21 protein-coding genes are annotated in these 22,470 nt (G+C 36.2%); 19 read left to right on the top strand and 2 right to left on the bottom strand.

Annotation, left to right across the window (positions count from 1 at the left end; translation table 11 throughout):
* Window positions 1–8: 8 nt before the first annotated feature.
* From ACXYMZ_RS14485 to ACXYMZ_RS14575, 19 genes are all read left to right on the top strand, one after another.
* Complete coding sequence (locus ACXYMZ_RS14485; RefSeq protein WP_458949121.1) at window positions 9–869, top strand: phytoene/squalene synthase family protein; 861 nt, start codon at window positions 9–11, stop codon at window positions 867–869.
* Window positions 870–899: 30 nt separating this feature from the next.
* Window positions 900–2,393: a phytoene desaturase family protein gene (locus ACXYMZ_RS14490; RefSeq protein ID WP_458949122.1), complete on the top strand. Its 1,494-nt coding sequence runs from the start codon at window positions 900–902 to the stop codon at window positions 2,391–2,393.
* A 217-nt stretch (window positions 2,394–2,610) separates the two neighbouring features.
* Window positions 2,611–4,002 carry a sensor histidine kinase gene (locus ACXYMZ_RS14495; protein WP_458949123.1) on the top strand — a complete coding sequence of 464 codons (1,392 nt, stop codon included), beginning with the start codon at window positions 2,611–2,613 and terminating at the stop codon, window positions 4,000–4,002.
* A gap of 1 nt (window position 4,003) precedes the next feature.
* On the top strand, window positions 4,004–4,681 hold the full coding sequence (locus ACXYMZ_RS14500) for a response regulator (protein WP_458949124.1): 678 nt from the start codon (window positions 4,004–4,006) through the stop codon (window positions 4,679–4,681).
* A gap of 237 nt (window positions 4,682–4,918) precedes the next feature.
* Window positions 4,919–6,589, top strand: coding sequence for an ABC transporter substrate-binding protein (locus ACXYMZ_RS14505; RefSeq protein ID WP_458949125.1), 1,671 nt, complete (start codon window positions 4,919–4,921; stop codon window positions 6,587–6,589).
* Window positions 6,590–6,727: 138 nt separating this feature from the next.
* Entirely contained in the window at window positions 6,728–7,693 is a 966-nt protein-coding gene (locus tag ACXYMZ_RS14510) for an ABC transporter permease (protein ID WP_458949192.1), read from the top strand.
* A 13-nt stretch (window positions 7,694–7,706) separates the two neighbouring features.
* Window positions 7,707–8,630 carry an ABC transporter permease gene (locus tag ACXYMZ_RS14515; protein WP_458949126.1) on the top strand — a complete coding sequence of 308 codons (924 nt, stop codon included), beginning with the start codon at window positions 7,707–7,709 and terminating at the stop codon, window positions 8,628–8,630.
* A gap of 3 nt (window positions 8,631–8,633) precedes the next feature.
* Window positions 8,634–9,680 carry an ABC transporter ATP-binding protein gene (locus ACXYMZ_RS14520; RefSeq protein ID WP_458949127.1) on the top strand — a complete coding sequence of 349 codons (1,047 nt, stop codon included), beginning with the start codon at window positions 8,634–8,636 and terminating at the stop codon, window positions 9,678–9,680.
* A complete protein-coding gene (locus ACXYMZ_RS14525; RefSeq protein WP_458949128.1) occupies window positions 9,677–10,732 on the top strand; it encodes an ABC transporter ATP-binding protein in 1,056 nt (351 codons plus the stop codon). The genes ACXYMZ_RS14520 and ACXYMZ_RS14525 overlap by 4 nt, the downstream gene beginning before the upstream one ends.
* A 288-nt stretch (window positions 10,733–11,020) precedes the next feature.
* Window positions 11,021–11,473, top strand: coding sequence for a RidA family protein (locus tag ACXYMZ_RS14530; RefSeq protein WP_458949129.1), 453 nt, complete (start codon window positions 11,021–11,023; stop codon window positions 11,471–11,473).
* 183 nt (window positions 11,474–11,656) lie between these two features.
* On the top strand, window positions 11,657–12,664 hold the full coding sequence (gene dctP / locus ACXYMZ_RS14535) for a TRAP transporter substrate-binding protein DctP (RefSeq protein WP_458949130.1): 1,008 nt from the start codon (window positions 11,657–11,659) through the stop codon (window positions 12,662–12,664).
* Window positions 12,665–12,700: 36 nt separating this feature from the next.
* The gene (locus tag ACXYMZ_RS14540; protein ID WP_458949131.1) at window positions 12,701–13,174 is read left to right on the top strand and encodes a TRAP transporter small permease; all 474 of its coding nucleotides are present in this window, start codon (window positions 12,701–12,703) and stop codon (window positions 13,172–13,174) included.
* Window positions 13,171–14,475 carry a TRAP transporter large permease gene (locus ACXYMZ_RS14545; RefSeq protein ID WP_458949132.1) on the top strand — a complete coding sequence of 435 codons (1,305 nt, stop codon included), beginning with the start codon at window positions 13,171–13,173 and terminating at the stop codon, window positions 14,473–14,475. Before ACXYMZ_RS14540 ends, ACXYMZ_RS14545 begins: the two co-directional genes overlap by 4 nt.
* Before the next feature lie 69 nt (window positions 14,476–14,544).
* A complete protein-coding gene (gene uxuA, locus ACXYMZ_RS14550; RefSeq protein ID WP_458949133.1) occupies window positions 14,545–15,576 on the top strand; it encodes a mannonate dehydratase in 1,032 nt (343 codons plus the stop codon).
* A 14-nt stretch (window positions 15,577–15,590) separates the two neighbouring features.
* A complete protein-coding gene (locus tag ACXYMZ_RS14555; RefSeq protein ID WP_458949134.1) occupies window positions 15,591–16,442 on the top strand; it encodes an SDR family oxidoreductase in 852 nt (283 codons plus the stop codon).
* 13 nt (window positions 16,443–16,455) lie between these two features.
* The gene (locus tag ACXYMZ_RS14560; RefSeq protein ID WP_458949135.1) at window positions 16,456–17,085 is read left to right on the top strand and encodes a bifunctional 2-keto-4-hydroxyglutarate aldolase/2-keto-3-deoxy-6-phosphogluconate aldolase; all 630 of its coding nucleotides are present in this window, start codon (window positions 16,456–16,458) and stop codon (window positions 17,083–17,085) included.
* Window positions 17,086–17,088: 3 nt separating this feature from the next.
* Window positions 17,089–18,090: a PfkB family carbohydrate kinase gene (locus ACXYMZ_RS14565; RefSeq protein WP_458949136.1), complete on the top strand. Its 1,002-nt coding sequence runs from the start codon at window positions 17,089–17,091 to the stop codon at window positions 18,088–18,090.
* A gap of 74 nt (window positions 18,091–18,164) precedes the next feature.
* The gene (locus ACXYMZ_RS14570) at window positions 18,165–19,007 is read left to right on the top strand and encodes an aldo/keto reductase (RefSeq protein ID WP_458949137.1); all 843 of its coding nucleotides are present in this window, start codon (window positions 18,165–18,167) and stop codon (window positions 19,005–19,007) included.
* Between the two features lie 41 nt (window positions 19,008–19,048).
* Window positions 19,049–20,197: a mandelate racemase/muconate lactonizing enzyme family protein gene (locus ACXYMZ_RS14575; protein ID WP_458949138.1), complete on the top strand. Its 1,149-nt coding sequence runs from the start codon at window positions 19,049–19,051 to the stop codon at window positions 20,195–20,197.
* Window positions 20,198–20,241: 44 nt separating this feature from the next.
* On the opposite strand, the gene ACXYMZ_RS14580 is transcribed toward ACXYMZ_RS14575, so the two are convergent.
* Window positions 20,242–21,027 (bottom strand): SDR family NAD(P)-dependent oxidoreductase, encoded by a 786-nt coding sequence (locus ACXYMZ_RS14580; RefSeq protein ID WP_458949139.1) that lies wholly within the window; start codon window positions 21,025–21,027, stop codon window positions 20,242–20,244.
* Between the two features lie 38 nt (window positions 21,028–21,065).
* Complete coding sequence (locus tag ACXYMZ_RS14585; protein ID WP_458949140.1) at window positions 21,066–22,055, bottom strand: aminopeptidase; 990 nt, start codon at window positions 22,053–22,055, stop codon at window positions 21,066–21,068.
* Between the last annotated feature and the right edge of the window lie 415 nt (window positions 22,056–22,470).

Raw genomic sequence — 22,470 nt, forward strand, 5'->3', positions numbered from 1 at the left:
ATCTAAATATGCATACAAACATGAATCAGTTAGAGTCCGATTTTCTATACTGTGAGTCGATCATCCAACGTCATTCAAAGCGGTTTTACCAAGCGTTTTCAAGGCTTCCTGAGAAAAAAGCAAAAGCAATTTATGCTATTTATGCTTTTTGTAGAATTGCAGACGATTGTGTCGATGAGAACCCAAATCCACAGGAGCAACAACAAGCTCTGTCACAATTTAAATTAGAATTAGACCTATTTAGCAGGAATGAAGAATTAGATCTTCCGTTGTGGCGCGCCCTTCGACATGTATTTAACAATTATGATATGTCGCTAGAACCCTTTTATGATCAACTAACTGGACAAGCAAGGGATATTGCATTTAAATCACCGGAAACGTTGGAAGAATTAGAGGATTATAGTTATTACGTTGCTGGATCTGTCGGCTTGATGCTTTTACCAGTTATTGCTTCAGAGAATGCTAGTAAACTAATGTCGTCTGCGATTGAACTAGGTATCGCTATGCAAATTACTAATATACTAAGAGATATTGGAGAAGATTTATATGATCATCAACGGATTTATCTACCAATATCAGAAATGGAACGGTTTAATTATCGTGTAGACGATTTAAGGGCTGGAGTAATCAATGATGCTTTTATTTGTTTATGGGAAGATTTAGCTTTGCGGGCGGAAGGCTTATACGATAACTTTATGCAGCGTATTGATCTTTTTGATGCTGACAGTAAATTACCTGTCTCATTATCTGCACAATATTACCGTGGAATCCTAGATTTAGTAAGAGAAAGTGGCTATACAAGCTTAGCTAGGCCAGTTAGCTTTCATAAATCAATGAAACTCGAGCCAGTTGTGAGCAGTAACCAGTGATTTTTCGAGAACGAAGGGTGAGTAAGAACGATGGTGAATAATAAAAGTGTCATTATTATCGGTGGTGGACTTGGCGGCTTATCTGCAGCAATCTCCTTAAGACAAGAAGGTTATGAAGTCTCACTTTATGAACAAAATAATCATTTAGGTGGAAAGTTAAATCGCTTAGAACAGGATGGTTTTGGTTTTGACTTAGGTCCTTCTATTTTAACGATGCCACATATATTCAATAAGTTATTTAAAAACAGTGGAAAGAAAATGGAAGATTATGTACCAATTGAAAGATTGGAACATCAATGGCGATCTTTTTTCCCAAATGGTAAAGTGATTGATTTATATCAAGATTTACAACAAATGAAGACAGAGAATACGCATTTACGAAATCGTGATATTAAACAATACAAAAATCTTTTAAATTATTCAAAGAAGCTTTACGACGCAACGGAAGAAGGATACTTCGGCAAAGGTTTAGATACGACAAGTGAAGTAATTAAACATCATGGCGTTTTTCGTTCGTTAAAGGCATTTGACTTAAGCTCTACCATGTTTGAAGCAATCGATAAGCGTATTAGTAACAAACAATTTAGAGATATGCTCAGTTATTTTATTAAATATGTTGGTTCTTCTGCATACGATAGTCCAGCTATTTTAAATATGATGATTTATATGCAGCATGCCCAAGGTGTTTGGTATGTCCCCGGAGGAATGCACCATTTAGCTGAAGGAATTACTCGCCTGGCAAAAGAAATCGGTGTTCATTTGTATACTGGAAAAAAAGTAGTGGAACTTGAAAAACATGATAAACAAATACGTGCAGTTGTTTTAGAGGATGGTACACGATTAACTGCAGATTATTATGTCTCCAATATGGAGGTGCTCCCAGCATACGAAAAACTATTAAACATCGACAATGCTAAAACAAAGAAATTGCGTAAAAAGTTTGAACCGGCAAGTTCTGGAATTGTGATGCATCTAGGGGTAAAAGGACACTACCCACAACTACGTCATCATAATTTCTTCTTTTCAAAGAATATGAAAAAGCAGATGCATGCTATTTTCCGAGAACATCAATTACCAGACGATCCAGTAATTTATCTTGTTAATGTAAATAAAACAGATGCTACCCAAGCACCAGAGGGCTATGAAAATATTAAAGTGCTACCACATATTCCTTATATTCAAGATAAGCCGTTTACCAAAGAAGATTATGATACATTTGCAGAAAAAGTTCTAGTTAAGTTAGAAAGAATGGGGTTAACAGATTTAAGAAAGAACATTGTTACGAAAGATATGTGGACACCAGAGGATATTGCACGCGTATATGGCTCCGACCGCGGTGCCATTTATGGGACTGTTTCAAACCGCAAGAAAAATAAAGGCTTCAAACATCCGAAACATAGTAAGTACTTTGATAATCTATATTTTGTAGGAGGAACTGTTAACCCAGGTGGCGGCATGCCAATGGTGACATTAAGTGGTCAGCAAGTGGGAGATATGATTGTGGAGCGAGATCGACGAAGTTAAGAAGTTTAATTATACGTCTATCTGTCAATATATTATTTTAAAAGCCACCTGAGAATAGAGGTGGCTTTAATTATTTCTGTGAATCTCATAGCTTATAGAGTACGGATAACCATACAGCATTATAGTTTAAATACATAATAATAAAGTTTTACTATTCTCAATTCTTTCTCCTTGATGTAATATAGACATCAATGGGGTATGAAGAGGTGGGAATGCAGTGTATCCAAATAAGTACGAGTTATTTAAAGTAGACCATAAATGGTTTGCGATACTACCTACATTACTTATATTATGGCTCCTACTATTGCCATTTATTTCACTTCCTTTCTATGAAACGATTAATCATTATTTACAATTATCATTGGAATCTAATCATGCAGGAAAACTAATAGTCGCAGCTTTTATATTAATTATTGTTTTTACCGTAAGTGAAATGGCTATTTTTCTTCTCTCCTTTTCTATTGGAAGAGTTGTCTATCAACGTAAAAATATTTGGCTTAGTTTTGTTGTAACGGCTCTAATCATATTTATTTCTTTTGCTTTTCTAACCATTACAATGGATTATCGTGCTAACTTTTCTACACCTTTTATTATTACGGTTATTTATATGATTATTTTATTTGGTCAAAAAATCTATGAAGTAAAATTTAGATATCAAGCATTATTACTATTTCAGTTACTATTTTTAGTTCAATGGTTAGAGATATCGCCAGCAATGCATAATTTTGGTTTTGGAAAAAGTGACACAGCTCTTAGAATTGTAGAGGCCTCGTATACCTTAGAAATGTCACATCTCATGCAAATCATTTGCTTATTAATGGCCCTGCCTTTTTTATTTAGTGTTTTTGTAACTTTTACTTTGATCAAAGTGAATACCCTTCGTATCCAAGAGTTGGAGAAAAGTCGTCAAAGAGAAGGTGAGCTCCAACATATGCGATTGGATGCAATTGAATCTCGCACAACGGAGGAAATGCAAAACCTTGTTCATGACTTAAAAACTCCTTTAACTACAATTAGTGGGTTAACCTCGTTAATAGATATGTCGGTTAATGATAAAAAAGGAAAAGAGTATACGGAACGAATTGAAAGAGCAGTAGAGCAATTAAATACAATGATTTCCGAAATACTATCTGAGGATGTTAGAAAGCCAGTAGAATTATCTCAATTACTAAATTATACAAGAGCACATTTAGTAGAAGAACAATTGAAGTCAAAATTGGAATTTATTAATCATCATCCAAATGATATTATTTATGTAAATCGAATTCGTGTAGCAAGGCTACTAGTTAATTTGATTGAAAATGCTCTTCATGCTACAGAACACAAGGCAGATGGAAAGGTTTTAATAGAATTAGAATATACGAGAGCATACTCTCAAGGTGAGAAGGTTGATGGAGTAAAGATATATGTGCGTGATAATGGATATGGAATAGCTCCAGAAAAAATTGATCGCATTTGGAATGTAAAATATAGTTTAAAAGGATCGAGTGGTTTAGGACTGCCTTTCGTAAGAAAAGTAGTCAAATTACATGGAGGATGGATTAAAGCGGAGAGTATATTTGGAGAAGGAACGGTGTTTACTTTGTTTCTTCCATATGGGAGTGATTAAGATGCGGAAAAAGGTATTAATAATTGATGATAGCGAGGATATTCTTTACACTTTAAAAGAAATCGGTGAATATGCGGGTTACAGTTGTTCAACTGCTCTAAATGGAAAAGATGGCTTACAGTTGTTTCTTGTAGAGGAACCAGACCTCATATTATTGGATTTTCATATGCCTGTAATGGATGGGCTTGTCTTGTTAAAAACGATTCGACAAATGGATCAGGATACACCTATCATTATTTTAACCGTCGATGGAAGCCAAGAAATTGCTGATAAATTTCTAGATGAGGGCGCATCAGATTTCGCATTAAAACCTATTAAAGCTCCAGATATTATTTCGAGAATTCAAGTTCATTTAAAGATGGCAGCTTTAATTGAACAACAAAGTAAGTTATTATCTGAAACTAATCCGAGAAGGATATCCACTGACTTATCGGCATTTTTAATAAAAGGTATTGCCAAAGGTACTCTCCAAATAATTACAGATTACTTGCGAGGGAAAAATCAATCCATACCGCTTGAAAAAATTAGTGAGGAAACAGGTATTTCTTATCCAACGGTTCATCGCTATTTGAACCATTTGGTCCAAGAAAAAGCTGTCGAAATTGAAACAACCTATGGAAATGTTGGACGACCTAAAAATTATTATCGTTGGAAGGAAGAACAAAATACTCATCATTAAAATCTTTGTATACTAAAAAACCTACTTTTCTAAAAAAGTAGGTTTTTTTTATGAGAAAAACATGTATTTCAATGAAGTGGGATCGATGTTAAATAATGAGGAAAGAAAGGTTCTTCAGTGAATGAGAAAAAAGAGAAAAACAATAAATATAAGAATAAACTCATATTCATACAAATCTGGTTTATAGTTAAACAAATTTTAGTAGTTTTTAGAATATTTGAATTGGGGGAGAAATGAATGAAGAAAGCAAAATGGATGCTATTGGTATTAGGGGTATTGATTTTGATGTTGCTTGCTGCTTGTACAGAGGATGATGAGCCAGAGGACGAGTCAGATGAAACTGCCGAGCATGGTGAGTTAGTACCTGAGATACGAATCTTTAGTTCGTTGCCAGAAGCAAACCAAGTAAACTACGAAGCGGCAAAAATGGTTACAGAGGAATGGGAGGCTCTAGGTCTCGAAGTGAATAATAGTCCAACAGAATTTAACACATTGATTGATATTCTTTATTCCGACGAGCAAGACTTTGATGCTTACACGGTTGGTTGGGGTGGACGTGTAGATAGAATCGATCCAGATATGTTTATCCATTCTATTTTTCATTCTATGAATGCAATTCCTGGAGGTAATAACACAACAGGCTTTATAAATGATGAATATGATGAAATAGCCGACGCGCAACGAGTAGCCTTAGACCCGAACGAGCGTCAACAACTTGTTTTGGATGCTCAAGAAATTTTGGCTGATGAAGCACCGTTATTAACTTTGTATTTCCGTTCTTTATTCCATGCTTATAATAATGAGCGCTTTACAGATATGACAATGATGGCAGGAGAAGGAATTTTTAATGAGTGGATGCCAATGCGAGCAACACCACTTGATTCAAGTGATGCAATGCTTCGTATCGGAAGCCAATTTGACTTGAATACAATCAATCCATTAGGCGCAAACAGTACGTATGAGTGGAGAAACTTGCGCTTAATATACGATAAGCTTGTTCGATTAAGTCCAGAAGCAGAACCGCTACCAGCAGCTGCAGCGTCTTGGGAAGTTGTCGATGACCTAACGCTAGACGTTACGATTCGCGATGGCATGACATTCCACGATGGTGAACCAGTAACAGCTGAAGATGTGGCATTTTCTTATAACTATTTCATGGATTGGGAAGTTGGATACTTCTTATCATTCCTAAATCCACTTGATACAGTTGAAGTAACTGAAGATAATGTCGTAAGGTTTACGACAAAAGAACCTTATGCTCCACTAGTTAACGTAACGCTAGCGCAGATTCCTATCATTCCAAAACATATTTGGGAAAACTTAGTTGAAGATGAAGGCCTAGCACATCCAAGTGAATTTACCAACGAAGCTGCAATTGGTTCTGGACCATTTAAACTTGAAAACTGGAATCGTGGGATAGAACTACGTACAGCTACACACGAAGGACATTATGAGAATCCGAAAATTGATGGATATATCTACAGTATTTACGCACAAGATGAAGGGATCATGACTGATCTTGAAACTGGTGCACTCGATACTAACGCGGAACAATTTATCCCAGCCCATATTAATAGAGCGGAAGGGCAAGCACACTTAAATGTAGTAGAGGCAGGAGATATTGGGTACCAGTACTTGAGCTTTAATATGAGAAAACCACCATTTGATGATTATGCATTCCGTCGAGCTATTTCTCACACAGTTGATTACGATACGATTCTGGATGCTCATCTACAAGGATATGGTGTGCGTGGAGGAGCAGGGCTTGTTATCGCTCCTGAAAATGAATTTTGGCATAACGCAAATGTCGATCGTCCAGATTTTGATCCAGATCAAGCACGTGCAGTTTTAGAAGAAGCTGGGTATACATGGGATGATGATGGACGCTTACGTTTCCCTGTAAAATAAGAGATTTAAATAAAGGAAAAAAGGTGAGTCAAGGGTGATTGGGTTTGATTCACAAGTGCCCTGCGCTCACCTGTTTTTTCTATACTTGCATCAGAAAAATGAGTGTGACTTAAAGAGAGGATGGTGCGGAGCTTGGGGATGTATATTTTAAAACGGACGATCCAGATGATTTTCGTCTTAGTTATTATTTCAACAATAATCTTTCTAATGTTCCGATTAATGCCTGGAGATCCAACAGCAGCTTTGATTGATCCTTCGATTCCGCCGGAAGCAAGAGAAGCTCTAGCAGAACGATTTGGATTAAATGAAAGCCTATGGGTCCAATATCTAAGCTTTATGAAGAACTTAATTTTATTAGACTTTGGTATTTCTTTTTATTATAACGAACCAGCTGTCACTATTTTGCTAGAGAAGTTACCTCCAACACTAATCTTAATGTTTGCAGCAATGGTAGTTTCATATGGTGGGGGCATTTTTGGTGGAGCTTTGATGGCATGGAAAAGAGGTTCGATTGGTGAGTCCTTTGCAACAACGATTGCATTGGTTTTCCGCTCGGCACCAACTTTCTGGGTTGGAATTATGGCAATCTATTTGTTTTCAGTTATTCTCGGCTGGTTCCCTTCATCTGGAATAAGAACCGCTGGATACGAGGCGGAAACACTGTTTCAATTATATTTTAATTGGGATTTTATACGCCATTTGATTTTACCAACAATTGTAGCGGGTGTCTTTTTCTTAGCGACTCCACTATTAATTATGAGGAACACGATGTTGGAAGTTTTAGGTGAAGACTTTATTGAGTTTGCGCGGGCAAAAGGATTGAAGAGTAAAACAATATTATACAAACATGCGGCTAGAAATGCTTTATTACCAGTTGTTACAGCAGGTGCATTATTTGTAGGTTCGGCTATTGGTGGCCAAGTATTAATCGAATATGTATTTAGTTGGCCTGGCTTAGGTCGGGAGATGGTTTTTGCAGCTCAGCGACATGATTATCCGCTAGCGCAAGCATCGTTTATCATATTAGCTGCATTAATTATGTTTATGAACCTTGTTGCGGATATTGTTTATTCTTATCTAGATCCAAGAATTACTTATAATTAAAGGGGGGAACCTGATGAGCCAAATGGATGCAACTCAATCGATTAAGATTGCGAAAAGTAAAGTCAGAAAAAATCAGAAGGGGACCTTCAAATTATTCTTGGAGAACGTTATCCGTGATAAGTTAGCACTTACTGGTGTCATTATTCTACTTATATTTATCCTAATTGGTGTCTTTAGTGAACAGATTGCTCCTTACGACCCAAATGAAATGATTCGTGATGAGACTGGGGAGTTAAAACGTTTACTACCGCCAAATAGTGAGCATTGGTTCGGGACAACGAATGTTGGGCGAGATGTTTTTAGTCAAGTTGTAAAAGGCACAACTACAGCCTTAATAGTTGGTGGATTAGCTGCCTTTCTTGTGACTTTCGTTGGAACTGCCATCGGTATTGTATCTGGTTATTTTGGTGGAAAGATTGATAATCTCTTGATGAGAATCGTTGATATTTTTTATGCTATCCCGTTTATTCCATTTGTCATCGTCCTTGTTGCCTTACTAGAACCGAGCTTATGGAATATAATCATTGCTGTTTCACTATTGACCTGGCGTACGGTTGCGAGAATTGTGCGTTCTCAAGTTCTCACAGTGGTGCAGCGTCCTTTTATAAAGGCTGCAAAGGTCGCTGGAGCAAGTCATATACGGATTATGCTGAAATATGTGTTACCAAATGTAGTCCCATTAGCATTATTAGAAATGGCATTTATGGTGAATTGGGCAATAACAGCAGAGGCAAGTGTAGCATTCTTAGGTTTTGGTGATCCAGATGCAACAAGCTGGGGACAAATTATTCACTATAACTTTATTAATGGTCATTCACGAGATGCTTGGTGGTGGGCTATACCTCCAGGGTTAGCTATCGTCTTACTATTAGTAGCGGTATTTTTCGTAGCTCGTGCGCTTGAAGAAGTAGTAAATCCTAGATTGAGGAGGAGGTAAAACATGGCTTTAGTAGAGGTAAGGAATTTAGATATTGATTACCATACACAAAATGGCCCCCTAAAAGCAGTGAGTGATATCTCCTTTACATTAGAAGAAGGTGAACGGTTAGGGCTTGTAGGTGAAAGTGGTTGTGGAAAAACAACACTTGCAAAGAGTTTGATGCGTTTATTACCTGAGAATGGAGTTGTATCTAAAGGAGAAATTTTGTTTAAAGGGCAAGATATTGTGAAAATGGAAGATGAGGAAATTCGAAAGCTTCGATGGTCTCAAATTTCCATGATTGCTCAAAGCGCAATGAATGCGCTTAATCCCGTGTATCGCGTTGGAAGTCAAATTGTTGAAGCTATTCAAGCACACGCGGATATGTCAGATCAAGAAGCAATGAATCGTGCTGCAGAATTATTTAATTTGGTAGGTTTAGAACGTAAACGACTCCGTGATTATCCACACCAAATGAGTGGTGGGATGAAACAACGTTCAATTATTGCGATGGCGTTAGCACTTAATCCTTCTTTAATAATTGCAGATGAACCAACAACAGCACTAGACGTAGTAGTGCAAGATCGAATTTTAAATCAAATTATTGAAATTCAAAAAGAAATTAATTCTTCAATGGTTTTTATTACCCATGATATTTCCGTTGTGTCTGAAACATGTAATACCATCATTGTGATGTACGGCGGAAAAATTATGGAGAAAGCTAGCACGCATGATTTCTTTAATAAACCTCATCATCCTTATACACTTGGATTGCAAAATGCATTTCCAAGTATAATGGATATCGGCGAAGATCTTATTTCCATACCTGGTGCTCCACCAGATTTATTAAATCCTCCGAATGGATGCCGTTTTCATGAACGCTGTCCTTTTGCAACCGATCTTTGTAAAGAACAAGCTCCTAAACTTAATGAAGTTGGTGAGGAACATCTTGTTGCATGTCATTACACAGAAAAGGTAGAAGAATTTCGTGAGCTTACTAAAAAAAGAGAAACATGGGAAACCGTTGCTGAGAGGATTGCACAAGAAAAGGCGGAGGTGGGAAAATGAACGAAGCGACTCCGTTAATTGAAATAAGAAACCTTAAGAAACATTATCCAGTAAGTGGTGGGATGAAAGATATATTTAATAAGAACAAACATGTCGTAAAAGCAATAGATTCTATTGACTTAGATATAGGTGAAGGAGAAATTGTTGGTTTAGCTGGGGAAAGTGGTTCTGGAAAGACAACTACAGGTGAAATATTAGTACGGTTACAAGATTTAACAGACGGGCAAATTAAATTTAATGGAAAAGATTATGTTAATATTCGCAGGGCGGAAGAGAAACAATTTCGCAAGGAAGTACAAATGATCTTCCAAGACCCATACGAGACACTTAATCCGCGTTTTACAATTTTTGAAACAATTGCCGAGCCCTTAAAGATATTAGGTATAAAAGATAAGGATGAGATATACGATAAAGTGTTTCATGCACTAGAAACAGCAGAATTAAAACCTGCTGAAGAGTATATCTATCGTTTTCCACATGAGTTAAGTGGTGGGCAAAGGCAACGTGTTGCGATTGCTCGTGGAATTGTAATTGGCCCTAAATTTCTAGTTGCCGATGAACCTGTATCAATGCTAGATGTATCTATACGTGCTGGAATTTTAAACTTATTGAAGCGGTTGCGAGCTGAAATGGGTTTAAGTATGTTGTATATATCACATGACTTATCAACGATAAAATATTTATGTGATAGAATTGCAGTTATGTATTTAGGTAAAATCGTTGAAATTGGACCAGTTAATCAAGTTATTCATCACCCACAACATCCTTATACCAAAGCTCTTTTATCAGCAGTGCCTGTACCAGATCCATCTTATAATCGTAAAAGAATTGAGATAGATGAGGAAGTAGCAGACCAGATTAATCTCCCTCCAGGATGTAGATTTGAACCACGTTGCCCGTTTGCAACAGAAGAATGTAAGTTAGTAGATCATACATTGTTTGAGCGGGCAGAAGGGCAGCTAAGTGCATGTATCTATGAATCTCAGGAACAAATATTTAATGAGAAGTATAAGACTTCAATCAAAAGTAATGAACCTGTTTATACTCCCTAATTTATATAGATGAAAACCCCCTTTATTGCTAAGAGTAAAGGGGTTTTTCAATTTGATTATTTGTCTCCTGTTTATATCAAGCTCTTCTTGTTCTACTCAGCAAAGGTATAATTATAATGATTTCTCCCAGGTATTACATAGTTTTATATATATTAATAGATTTTTATAATTCAATATGATGTATGTTCTTGTAAATATTTAAAAAAATCAAATTAGTCGATAAGTATTATTGTAATATTAGTTTAATTGTATTACAATAAACACTAACATAATTTATGGAGGGATAAAATGAGCTTCGAAGAAAAGTTAAAAGAGAAAGGCTATCTATTACAAAACATTAAAAGAGACCGACCTTTTGAAGATGCTGTGGTTACTGGTGACTTAGTATTTGTATCAGGTCATGCAGCTAAGACAAATGGAGAACTGATTTATAAAGGTATTGTAGGTGATACAGTTTCGATAGAGGAAGCAAAAGAATGTGCGAAAGTAGCTTTTATAAATTGTCTCAACGCCCTCCAAAACACAATTGGTAGTATCGATAATATAAAACGTATTGTAAATGTGAAGGGATATGTGGCGAGCACGCCTGACTTTTTTGACCAACCACAAGTAATTAATGAAATCTCAATTCTAATTAATGAAGTGTTTGCAGAAAAAGGAAAGCATAGCAGAGCATCTGTAGGTGTGGCATCTCTTCCGGAGGGCACTCCAGTAGAGGTAGAAATCATTGTCGAGATATAAGATAAAACTATGCGCCAAATTAACTGATTAATAAGTTATCAATTGTAAGCGAATACATGAAGTTTCTATCAATCATAACATTCATTTATGTTATATCTAGGTTTATAATGAATGGACTATATAATCGAATTGTAAAAACAAATTTCTGTAAATTTATAATATTATGATGGGGTGAGAAGAATCATGAATAAGAAAAGATTATTTATTTTTAGTATTGTTATGCTTTCACTTTCAATATTCATAAGTGGATGTTCGAGTAATATAGAAGCTCAAGGTAAAAAGATTGTGAGTTTAGCAACTGTACAGCCTGAACAACATCCCATTTATAGAGGCTTACTAGAATTTCAAGATTATATCCATGAAAATTTAGGCGATAAGTATGAAGTAAATATTTTCTCGAGTGGTGTAATCGGAGATAATCCAGAAGTGCTAGAGTTATTACAAATGGGTTCGCTAGATTTAGCTGTTGTTAGTGGTAGTAACATGGAAGCGTTCGCTGATGAATATAAAATATTTGCGATACCTTACATCTTTAATGATGAACAAAGCTTTCGTGAGCTAATGAATAATGAAGAATTTACGAAACCAATCTATGAGTCTACAACTGATAAAGGGATTAAAGGAACATCCTGGTTTGCGAATGGAGTAAATAATTTCTATTCAAAAGATAAAATTGAAACACCAGAAGATATGAAAGGTATGAAAGTTCGCGTACAACCAAGTGATATAAATGTGCGAATGGTAGAAGGCTTTGATGCTGCAGCTGTTATGTTAGCGTATGGTGAAATTTATACTGCTATTCAGAACAGTGTCATAGATGCAGCAACAAACCCGGAAATGGCGTTAGCTGATATGCGACATGGAGAAGTGGCTAATTACTATTCTCGTACTGAACATCAAATTTTTACAGATATCTTTGTAACAAATACAGAATTTATGGAAACTTTAACTGATGAAGAGGCAAGGATTTTTCAAGAGGGATTTGAACTCAGTACCAAAGTAGCGAATGAGGTATGGGATGATCGTATTGCTGAAGCTATAGTTGAAGCAGAGGAAATGGGAATTGAATTTGTTGAGGTTGACAAAGAGTTATTCAAGGAAAAGCAGGAACCTGTTCGAGAAGATATACTAAAATCTAATCCTGTTTTACAACCATTATTTGATAAAGTACAGGAACTGCAGAACCAATAGAGAGGATGAAAGATATTGTTGGCTATAAAGAATGTATTGGATAAAATACTTAGATTAACTTGTGCTTTACTATTTTTATTTTTAGTATTTCTAAACTTTTACCAAGTGTTTATGAGATACGTTATTAATAATCCAAGTACTATCTCTGAAGAATTACTAGGATATTCCGTTGTATGGTTGTCACTCTTAGGTGCTGCATTGGTGTTTGGGTATGATGGTCATATAAAAGTACCGATTTTTTATGATAAATTAACAGGTTTAAGAAAAGTAGTTGCATTAATTACGATAGAAATATTGATCATGCTAATCGCTATCTCTGTTTTTATTATTGGTGGAAAAGCATTAATGGATGTAGGTGCAATGCAAGTTTCTCCGACTCTAAATATAACGCTCAATTGGATTTATATGATACTTCCAATAAGTGGAGTTTTGACAGTTCTCTATAACATTATAAATATTTTTACCGCTATTAAAGATTATAAAAATGGAACGGAGGTAGGAGCAAAATGAGTTTAGCCTTAAGTGCAGGTTTGTTAATTGCAATTACCTTTTTAATACTATTAGTTCTTGGTGTACCTATAGCCATTGCGTTAATCGTTTCATCGATTGTGGCGATTATTCAATCCTTAGGTTTCCAAGCATCCATTCCTTCTTCGGCTTTAAAGATGTTTCAAGGGATTAATATTTTCACTTTGATTGCAATTCCCTTCTTTATTTTAGCAGGTAACATCATGAATAGAGGCGGAATTGCGATGCGGTTAGTTAATTTAGCTACAGCTCTGACTGGCAGAATTCCGGGGTCATTAGCGCATACGAATTCTGTAGCCAATATGCTCTTTGGTTCAATCTCAGGTTCAGGCACAGCGGCTGTTTCTGCAATGGGAACAATCATAGGTCCAATACAAAAAAAGGCAGGATACGATGAAAACTTCTCAGCTGCAGTAAATATTAGTACTGCTCCTACTGGATTCTTAATTCCGCCTAGTACAGCGTTAATCACTTATGGAATGGCTAGTGGAGGTACGTCAATCGCTGCACTCTTTATTGGTGGACTAATTCCAGGTATTTTATGGGGCTTAAGCTGTATGATTGTAGCCTTCTTCTATGCAAAGAAGAAGGGCTATGTTGATACAAATACAATTACCTTCAAGCAATTCATAAAAGTATTCCTAGAGGCGCTACCGAGTCTATTACTTGTGATTATTGTGATTGGTGGAATAGTTGCAGGTGTATTTACAGCTACTGAAGGTGCAGGTATCGCAGTAGTTTATACAATGGTGATATCAATGTTCTTTTACAAATCATTAAGTGTTAAAGAGTTATATAATGTGCTCGTTGATAGTGCGAAGCTATCATCAATAATTATGTTCCTTATTGGTGCATCTAATATACTTGCGTGGGTGATGTCGTTTACTGGTATTCCTAATGCACTTGCAAATACCATTTTGGGAATTTCAGATAGTACGATTATTATTCTAGCGTCTATCATTTTCTTATTATTGCTCGTTGGAACCTTTATGGATTTAACTCCAGCGATCTTAATTTTCACACCAATTCTATTACCAGTAGTACTAGAATTGGGAATGACTCCATTACATTTTGGAATCATGTTGACGATGGCGTTATCGATTGGAACAATTACACCTCCAGTAGGTAATGTATTGTTTACAGGACTCAAGGTATCGGATGTAAAAATAGAAAAAGTGATGCCCCATTTATTTAAATTCTATGGAGCAATTGTCTTAGTATTAATCATTATTACTTACTTCCCATGGTTTTCAGAATTTTTACCTAGTTTAATAGGCTATTAATTGGTAGAATAGAGGGAATATTCAAAGGTTGGTATGTGTGAGAGTATCTATTTGGGAGGAGCGTGCTAAATGGAGTTAAGTTTTCGTTGGTATGGAGAAGATGACCCTGTTACGTTAGACCAAGTAAGACAAATTCCAGGAATGACTGGAATCGTATCTGCAATTTATGATATTCCAGCTGGAGAGGTATGGAGTTATGAAACGATTTTAGAGTTGAAGAACCAGATTGAAGCCAAAGGGTTAAAACTAAATGTGATTGAAAGTGTTCCTGTTCATGAGGAAATAAAGCTTGGACTTTCAACAAGAGATAATTGGATTTCAAATTATAAAGAAACACTCAGGAATTTATCAAAAGCTGGCATTCGAACGGTGTGCTATAATTTTATGCCAGTTTTTGATTGGACAAGGACAGAGCTATATGCTGCTTTGCCAGATGGATCAAATTCATTAAAATATGACCATAATGCAATCGAAAAGATAGATCCTTTAAGTGGTGAATTGACATTGCCAGGATGGGATCTTTCCTATCAAACAGAAGATTTGAGAAAGATAATGGATCAATATCAAGATATTACAGAAGAAATGCTAATGGAAAATTTAATTTACTTTTTAAAAGAAATTATTCCTGTAGCAGAAGAGGAAAATATACTAATGGCAATCCATCCAGATGATCCCCCATGGTCGATATTTGGATTGCCAAGAGTAGTAACAAACCAAAAGAATATGTCGTATATATTGGAAACTGTTAACAGCAAGCACAATGGCATTACATTTTGTACGGGCTCATATGGAGCAGATAGCAAAAATAATTTATTAGAAATGGTAGAAGCAGCAAAAGGTAGAATTCATTTTATTCATGCACGAAATATACAAAGAATTGACGAGTATTCGTTTCAGGAAACCTCTCATTTAGCTAGCGATGGGTCATTAAATCTAGCGGAAGTGTTAGGGAAGTTGCACGAAGTCGGATTTGACGGACCAATTAGACCAGATCATGGAAGAATGATTTGGAATGAACAAGGAAGACCTGGTTATGGATTATATGACCGAGCTCTCGGAGCCGCATACATCAATGGAGTATTGGATTTGTTAAATAAATAAAGGGAGGCGCACTAATGGAAGTACCTTTTGAGATAGACTTGTCAGGAAAGGTTGTTGTCATTACAGGTGGGAGTGGTGTACTAGGATCTGTTATTGCAAAGTCATTAGCAAGTGTAGGAGCGAATGTCGCTGTAATTGGCAGGAATAAAGAAAAAATCAATAAAGTAGTAGAAGAAATTAAGCAAGAGGGAGGTCTAGCTTCAGGATACAGTGCAGATGTACTTGATAAAAAAGCATTGGAAGAAGCTCATAAACAGATTGTAGAGAGCCAAGGAAAATGCGACTTCTTGATAAATGGTGCAGGAGGGAATCATCCAAAAGCAACTACATCTAAAGAGTATTTAGAGGAAGGCGATCTAACCGACCCATCTATTCAATCCTTTTTTGATTTAGAAGAAGGAGCGATTACAGAGCTTTTCAACTTGAACTTCTTAGGCACACTATTACCTACACAGGTTTTTTCGCAAGATATGATAGGAAGAAAGGGCTGTAATATCATCAATATTTCATCGATGAATGCTTACACGCCACTAACAAAAATACCTGCATATAGTGGAGCTAAAGCAGCGATAAGCAATTTTACCGAGTGGCTTGCCGTTCATTTTTCGAAACTTGGTATTCGAGTGAATGCTATTTCTCCAGGGTTTTTCCTAACAGAACAAAATAGAGGATTACTTGTAGAGGAAAATGGAGATTTAAGTGCTAGAGCGAATAAAATACTTTCACAAGTTCCAATGGAAAGGTTCGGGGAACCAGAGGAATTGATTGGTACAATATTTTGGCTCATTCATGAAAAGTCATCTAGCTATGTGAATGGGATTGTTGTTCCAATTGATGGAGGGTTCTTATCATATTCTGGTGTGTAAAGGGTGAGAAGAAATGCAAATGTATTCTATTTTAAATGCGATGTTGGAAAGTAAATTAGCGGTTGTGTTGCGCGGGGATCATTTAGAAATGGCTGAGAAAACGGCTGATGCATGTGTAAATGGTGGAGTTAGTACATTGGAAATCACCTTCACCATTCCAGGAGCAGCACAATTATTAGAACGATTGCAAGGTAAGTATGATCAAGTTCTAGTCGGTGCTGGAACTGTGTTAGATAGTGAGACTGCTCGAATAGCTATTTTAGCAGGTGCTAAATTTATCGTTAGTCCTGCATTTAATCTAGATACCGCAAAGCTATGTCATCGCTATGCTATTCCATATTTACCAGGTTGTATGACAATTAATGAAGTGCTTTCTGCTGTGGAATCAGGAGTGTCCGTTGTGAAGTTATTTCCTGGAAGTGTTTTTTCACCTAGTTTTATTAAGAATATACATGGACCTCTACCACATGTTGAAATTATGCCGACAGGTGGCATTACTTTAGAGAATGTACGTGATTGGTTTGAAGCTGGTGCATGTATGGTTGGTGTTGGGGGAGAGATTACGAATCCTGCTAAAACAGGCGATTATAATGAAGTTACAAGGCTAGCAAAAGTATTTCAAGAAAAAGCGAGCTTGGTGTAAACGATGGGAAAAATTTTAACAATTGGTGAATTAATGATTCGTCTGACACCCCCAGGAAAAGAAAGACTGCACCGTGCAACTGTGTTCAAAAGTTATTATGGTGGTGCTGAAGCAAATGTAGCAGTATCTCTTGCAGGGTTTGGCCATGAATCGGCATTTTTATCAGCATTACCCAACAACGAACTTGGAAAAGCTGCAATTCGACACCTCAGAGCTAATGATGTGAATACAGATTGGATTTACCGAAGCGGTGAACGATTAGGACTCTATTATTATGAAGAGGGATATTCCGTTAGACCAGCAAAAGTAATTTATGATCGGAAACATTCAAGTATTCATGAACTTCCATTGTTTGAAGTAAACTGGAAAGAAGTATTTAAAGATGTTGATATACTTCACATAACTGGTATTACTCCTGCTCTAGGTAAAGAGTTAAAAGAATTTATAATTGAAGCAGCGAAACAGGGATCAGAATGTGGAGTTAAAGTCAGTTTCGACTTCAATTATCGCAGTAAACTTTGGACGATACCTGAAGCAAGGGAAACCTTTCTTGCTATTTTACCTTATGTTTCTATCTGTTTTGCAGGTTATAAAGACTTCAATCTTTTACTTAATGAGGCTGGACCTGAATCATTTCATCCAAAAACTTTGCAGCAATATTATGAGAAGTATAGTAAGAAATATGCAATTGATTATCTCGTATGTACAGATAGAAGAATCATCGGCGGGCAGAAGCAAGAGTTGTCTGGCTGGCTGTATAGGAATGGGGAACTCTATGAAACTCCCTATTTTAAAATGGATGTTCTTGAACGTATTGGTGGAGGAGATGCATTTGCGGCTGGAGTACTGCATGGTATTTTAACAGAAATGGATAGTGAGGATATTATTCATTTTGGTGTAGCTGCTAGCGTTTTAAAACACACGATATACGGAGACGATAATCAAGTAACTGTAGAAGAAGTAAAGCAATTTATGTTAAGTAACGAACAAGATATTAGTAGATGATAAATGTATGGGAAGCGACTATTCAGAACGAGGATAGGCGCTTTTTGAGAAGATGCGAAAAAAGGAGAAATGAGATGAATAAACAAATACAAGAATACACATTGAATGATGGACTGAGAGTTCCCTCTGTAGGCTTCGGGACATTTAGATTAAAGGGGAATAACGGAGTACATTCCATTACAAATGCGATAAATAATGGTTATCGATTAATTGACACCGCTTACAACTATGAAAATGAAGGTACAGTAGGAGAGGCAATTCGAAAAAGCAGAGTGTCTAGGGAAGAATTGATTATTACTTCAAAACTTCCTGGCAGATATCAAGAATATGATTTAGCTGTTTCAACTATTCAAGAATCCTTATACCGGACGGGCTTAGATTATTTTGACTTATATTTGATTCATTGGCCAAATCCTATTACAGATAAGTATGTTGAGGCATGGCAAGCGCTTATCGATGCGAAAAAGTGGGGACTAATCCGCTCAATTGGTGTTTGTAATTTTTTACCTGAACATTTAACTCGCCTCGAAGAAGAAACGGGTGTTTTGCCAAGCATTAATCAAATAGAACTTCACCCTTATTTTAATCAAGCAGAATCAAGAAAGTGGAACCAAGAAAAGGGGATTCGAATTCAATCTTGGAGCCCACTTGGACGTTTAAATGGTGTCTTAGATGAACCAACGATTAAAGAGCTATCTAAAAAGTATAATAAAACGGAAGCACAAATTGTTTTACGCTGGCATTATCAACTAGATTCTATTGCAATTCCCAAAGCGACATCTCCTACAAGACAACGAGAAAATATATCTATTTTTGACTTTGAATTAGATGTGGATGAAATGAATAATATATCAAATTTAACACGTTCAGACGGTCGAAATAAAAACCAAGATCCCGCTGTTTATGAGGAATTTTAAATTAGAGTACACGACTATTTATGCTAAAAAGGATGATAGTATTGGAAATTATTGATGTGAAAGTATATATTCTTAAGAACGAAATACCTCAACCCTTTGCTGCTTCCCAAGGGTGGATAAAGCAACGATCAGGGACTATTGTCGAAGTGATTACGGATGAAGGAATTAGTGGCTGGGGAGAAGCGTTATGCCAAGGCTTACAACATCCTGAGATTTCCGCTATTACAATTGAAAAAGCATTAAAACCTTTAATAATAGGAAAGAACCCTCTTCAGACGGAAGTGTTATGGGATGAAATGTATTATAATACGAGAGATTATGGCAGAAAAGGTGCAATTATAGGCGGAATAAGTGCAATTGACATAGCCTTATGGGATATAAAGGGTAAATTTCTGAAACAACCAGTATATAATTTATTAGGTGGATCTTTTAGAAATAAAGTACAAGCATACGCAACTGGTTTCTTTAGATTAGAGGGCCAGGGTGAAAAAGAAAGATTACAGAAAGAAGCGCTGAATCATTTAGAAAGTGGACTGAGCTTAATGAAAGTGAAATTAGGTTTTGGAATTGATGATGATATAGAAGTAATGGAAAGTATTTATCAAGCTGTCGGAGATAAAGCTGAGCTAATGGTCGATGTAAATCATGCCTACGGAGTATCAGATGTAGTAAGACTAGGAAAAGCATTGGAAAAGTTTAATTTGAGATGGTTAGAAGAGCCTGTTATTCCAGAAGATAAAGAGGGTTATGCACTTGTTAGGGAGAAGTTAAATATCCCAATTGCTGGCGGAGAAAACGAATATACTGGATTTGGTTTCCGAGATTTATTTGCAAAACGAGCTGTGGATATTGCTCAACCAGATATTTGTATTGCAGGCGGGTTTACTGCTGGGCAGCATATCTCTAATTTATCAAGAATATATGGGATTCAAATCAATCCACATGTTTGGGGGACTGCAATCGGCCAATATGCATCATTACATTATGCAGCCTCACTTCCATTAGCTAATAGATCTTTATTTGCTACGGAACCAATATTTGAGTACGATACCTCGACACATCCATTCCGAACAAATTTGGTTAAGAATCCATTGAAACACGACGATGGTTGGTTGAAAGTGCCAGATGATTTTGGTATTGGAGTGGAAGTTGATAGGGACTTTCTTGAAAAAAATGCAATTACAATCTAAAAAACGATTTGCCTTCTTAATAAAAAGAAGGCAAATCGTTTTTTTTAATCAAATAGTAAAGGACGAGCTACTTTAACATATGTTCCGCCATCTACTCTTAGAGAGTGACCGCTAATATAGCTTGACTCATCTGAAGCTAAGAAAAGAGCAGCATTCGCGATATCTTCAGCTGTTCCAACTCTTCCTAATGGTTGATAAGCCATTGTTTCTTCCCATGCTTTGTCTGGATCAGGTAGTCCATTTAATGTTTCATAAAACATTGGAGTATCCACTGTGCTTGGTAACACAGCATTTACGCGGATTTTATCTTTTCCGCAGTCTAGCGCCATCTGCCTAGTTAAAGCAGTTATTCCACCTTTAGAAGAAGCGTATGCTGCAAAGCGAGTAATTGTTTTATCTGCATGCCATGAAGCAATATTAATTATTGCTCCACTTCCTCTTTTTCTCATTTCTGGTACGGAGTATTTTGAGCAAAGGAAAGTTCCATTTAAGTTGACTCCGAGAATTCTTTGCCACTCTTCAAATGTTGTATCTTCAGCAGATTTACGCATTGTAGCGGCAGCATTATTAACCATGATATCAAGTCCGCCAAAATGTTCTACAGTAGTATTAATTAAGTTAACGACACTGTCTTCTTTTGAAACGTCTGTCTTGACAAATAACACTTCAATTCCTTGTTCTTCTAATTCTTTTACTGCATCTTTACCAGTCTCTTCATTGATATCTGCAATGACAATTTTTGAACCTTGCTTTCCAAAAGTAAGTCCAATTTGCTTGCCGATTCCTTGACTTCCACCAGTTACAATTGCAATTTTATCTTTTAATCGCATAAATACATCCCTCTCCAAGATTTAAGTATTGTATAAAATTATACTTGTAATTCACCATCTAGCATAATCTTACGTCCATCGATATCAATAGAAACTGTTTTAATTATCATGTCTAGGTGTAGTGGTGAGTCCACATGGCCACCAAAGTTTAAGTTCTTTCCAATACCGATATGGATATTTCCAAATGACCCCTCATCTGGCGCCATTCTGCCGACTAATTCATTATGTTTATTTAATCCTAGACCAAGTTCTGCAACATTATAAACGCTAGGATCATTGTAGCTTTCAAGTATTTCTTTTAGCGTTTCTGCTTCTTTACCACCAGTAATTTCCGTAATGTATCCATCTTCTACTTTACATGTGACAGGTTCTTCTAATAAATTAATTAGAGGATGTGGAATACTCCCATCAAATACTAGTACACCATTTGCAGTACCTTCGACTGGGCCAAGCGCCACTTCCGCATTCGGAGGGAATGAAGCTGAACCAGGAGTTCTAGAAGTTCCATAATCAAACACAGGTGAACGACCTTCAACACTACAAGTCATATCTGTTCCACCAGGAGCGGTTAAGCGAAAAGTTTTCCCTTGAAAATGTTCAGAAACGCGATTAATTACTTCAGCAACTTCATCGAAGTCAGCTGTTAATCCACCTTTTTCAAACATTTCTAGGTCATAGTCTTGCATTCCAACCCAGCGTAATCTACCTTCCTTACTTCCCGCGATTCTCGCCTTTGTATGGAACATCGACATCGTTGTTGCACCGAAAGCCACATCACAATTTAACATCGCAGCACTTACTGTTTCAGGTGGATCTTCTCCATGTCCATCTCTAGGGGACATGCAAATCATTGTTGTATCAAAAAATTTCTTTGCATGCTTATAAACAAATTCGCCAATCTCTTTAAAGTTATCATCTGTTACGACTAGAACTTTTTCACCCTCTTTTAAGTGGGTAACACTAGTTAACAGTTGCTTCATCCCAAATGGAATATCTTTTGCATCGTGAATTTTTTGTTCGATAAACATAATTTTAGTTCCTCCTAAATAAAATTAGTTTTTAAGTTATTGTTAGATTTTTTAAGATAACGCTTACAAAATTTTAAGTTATTATTGCTTGGTATTATAAGATTTACAGCATATTTTATATCTCCTCTCCTAAAAATTTGAAATTTCATGAAATCTGTATTATAGTATTATTGTAATACAAATAAACTTACTAGTCAAAATAAATTTGTTCTTTAAAATTTTATATTTTTTATAAATATAGGGTATTCATTTAAGAGCGAAACAAAAATGATTTAGCAAATGCTATAACGAAATTATAAAACAAAATCCTTAAAGTGCTGGTAGCATTGGTTAATGTTAAGAAAACGCTTTAATATATGGTATCATTAAGTTAGATTGTAATATTCTAAAGTTTGCTTGGAAGCAGTAGAAGAAA

It is taken from the genome of Oceanobacillus sp. CAU 1775, from assembly GCF_054482815.1.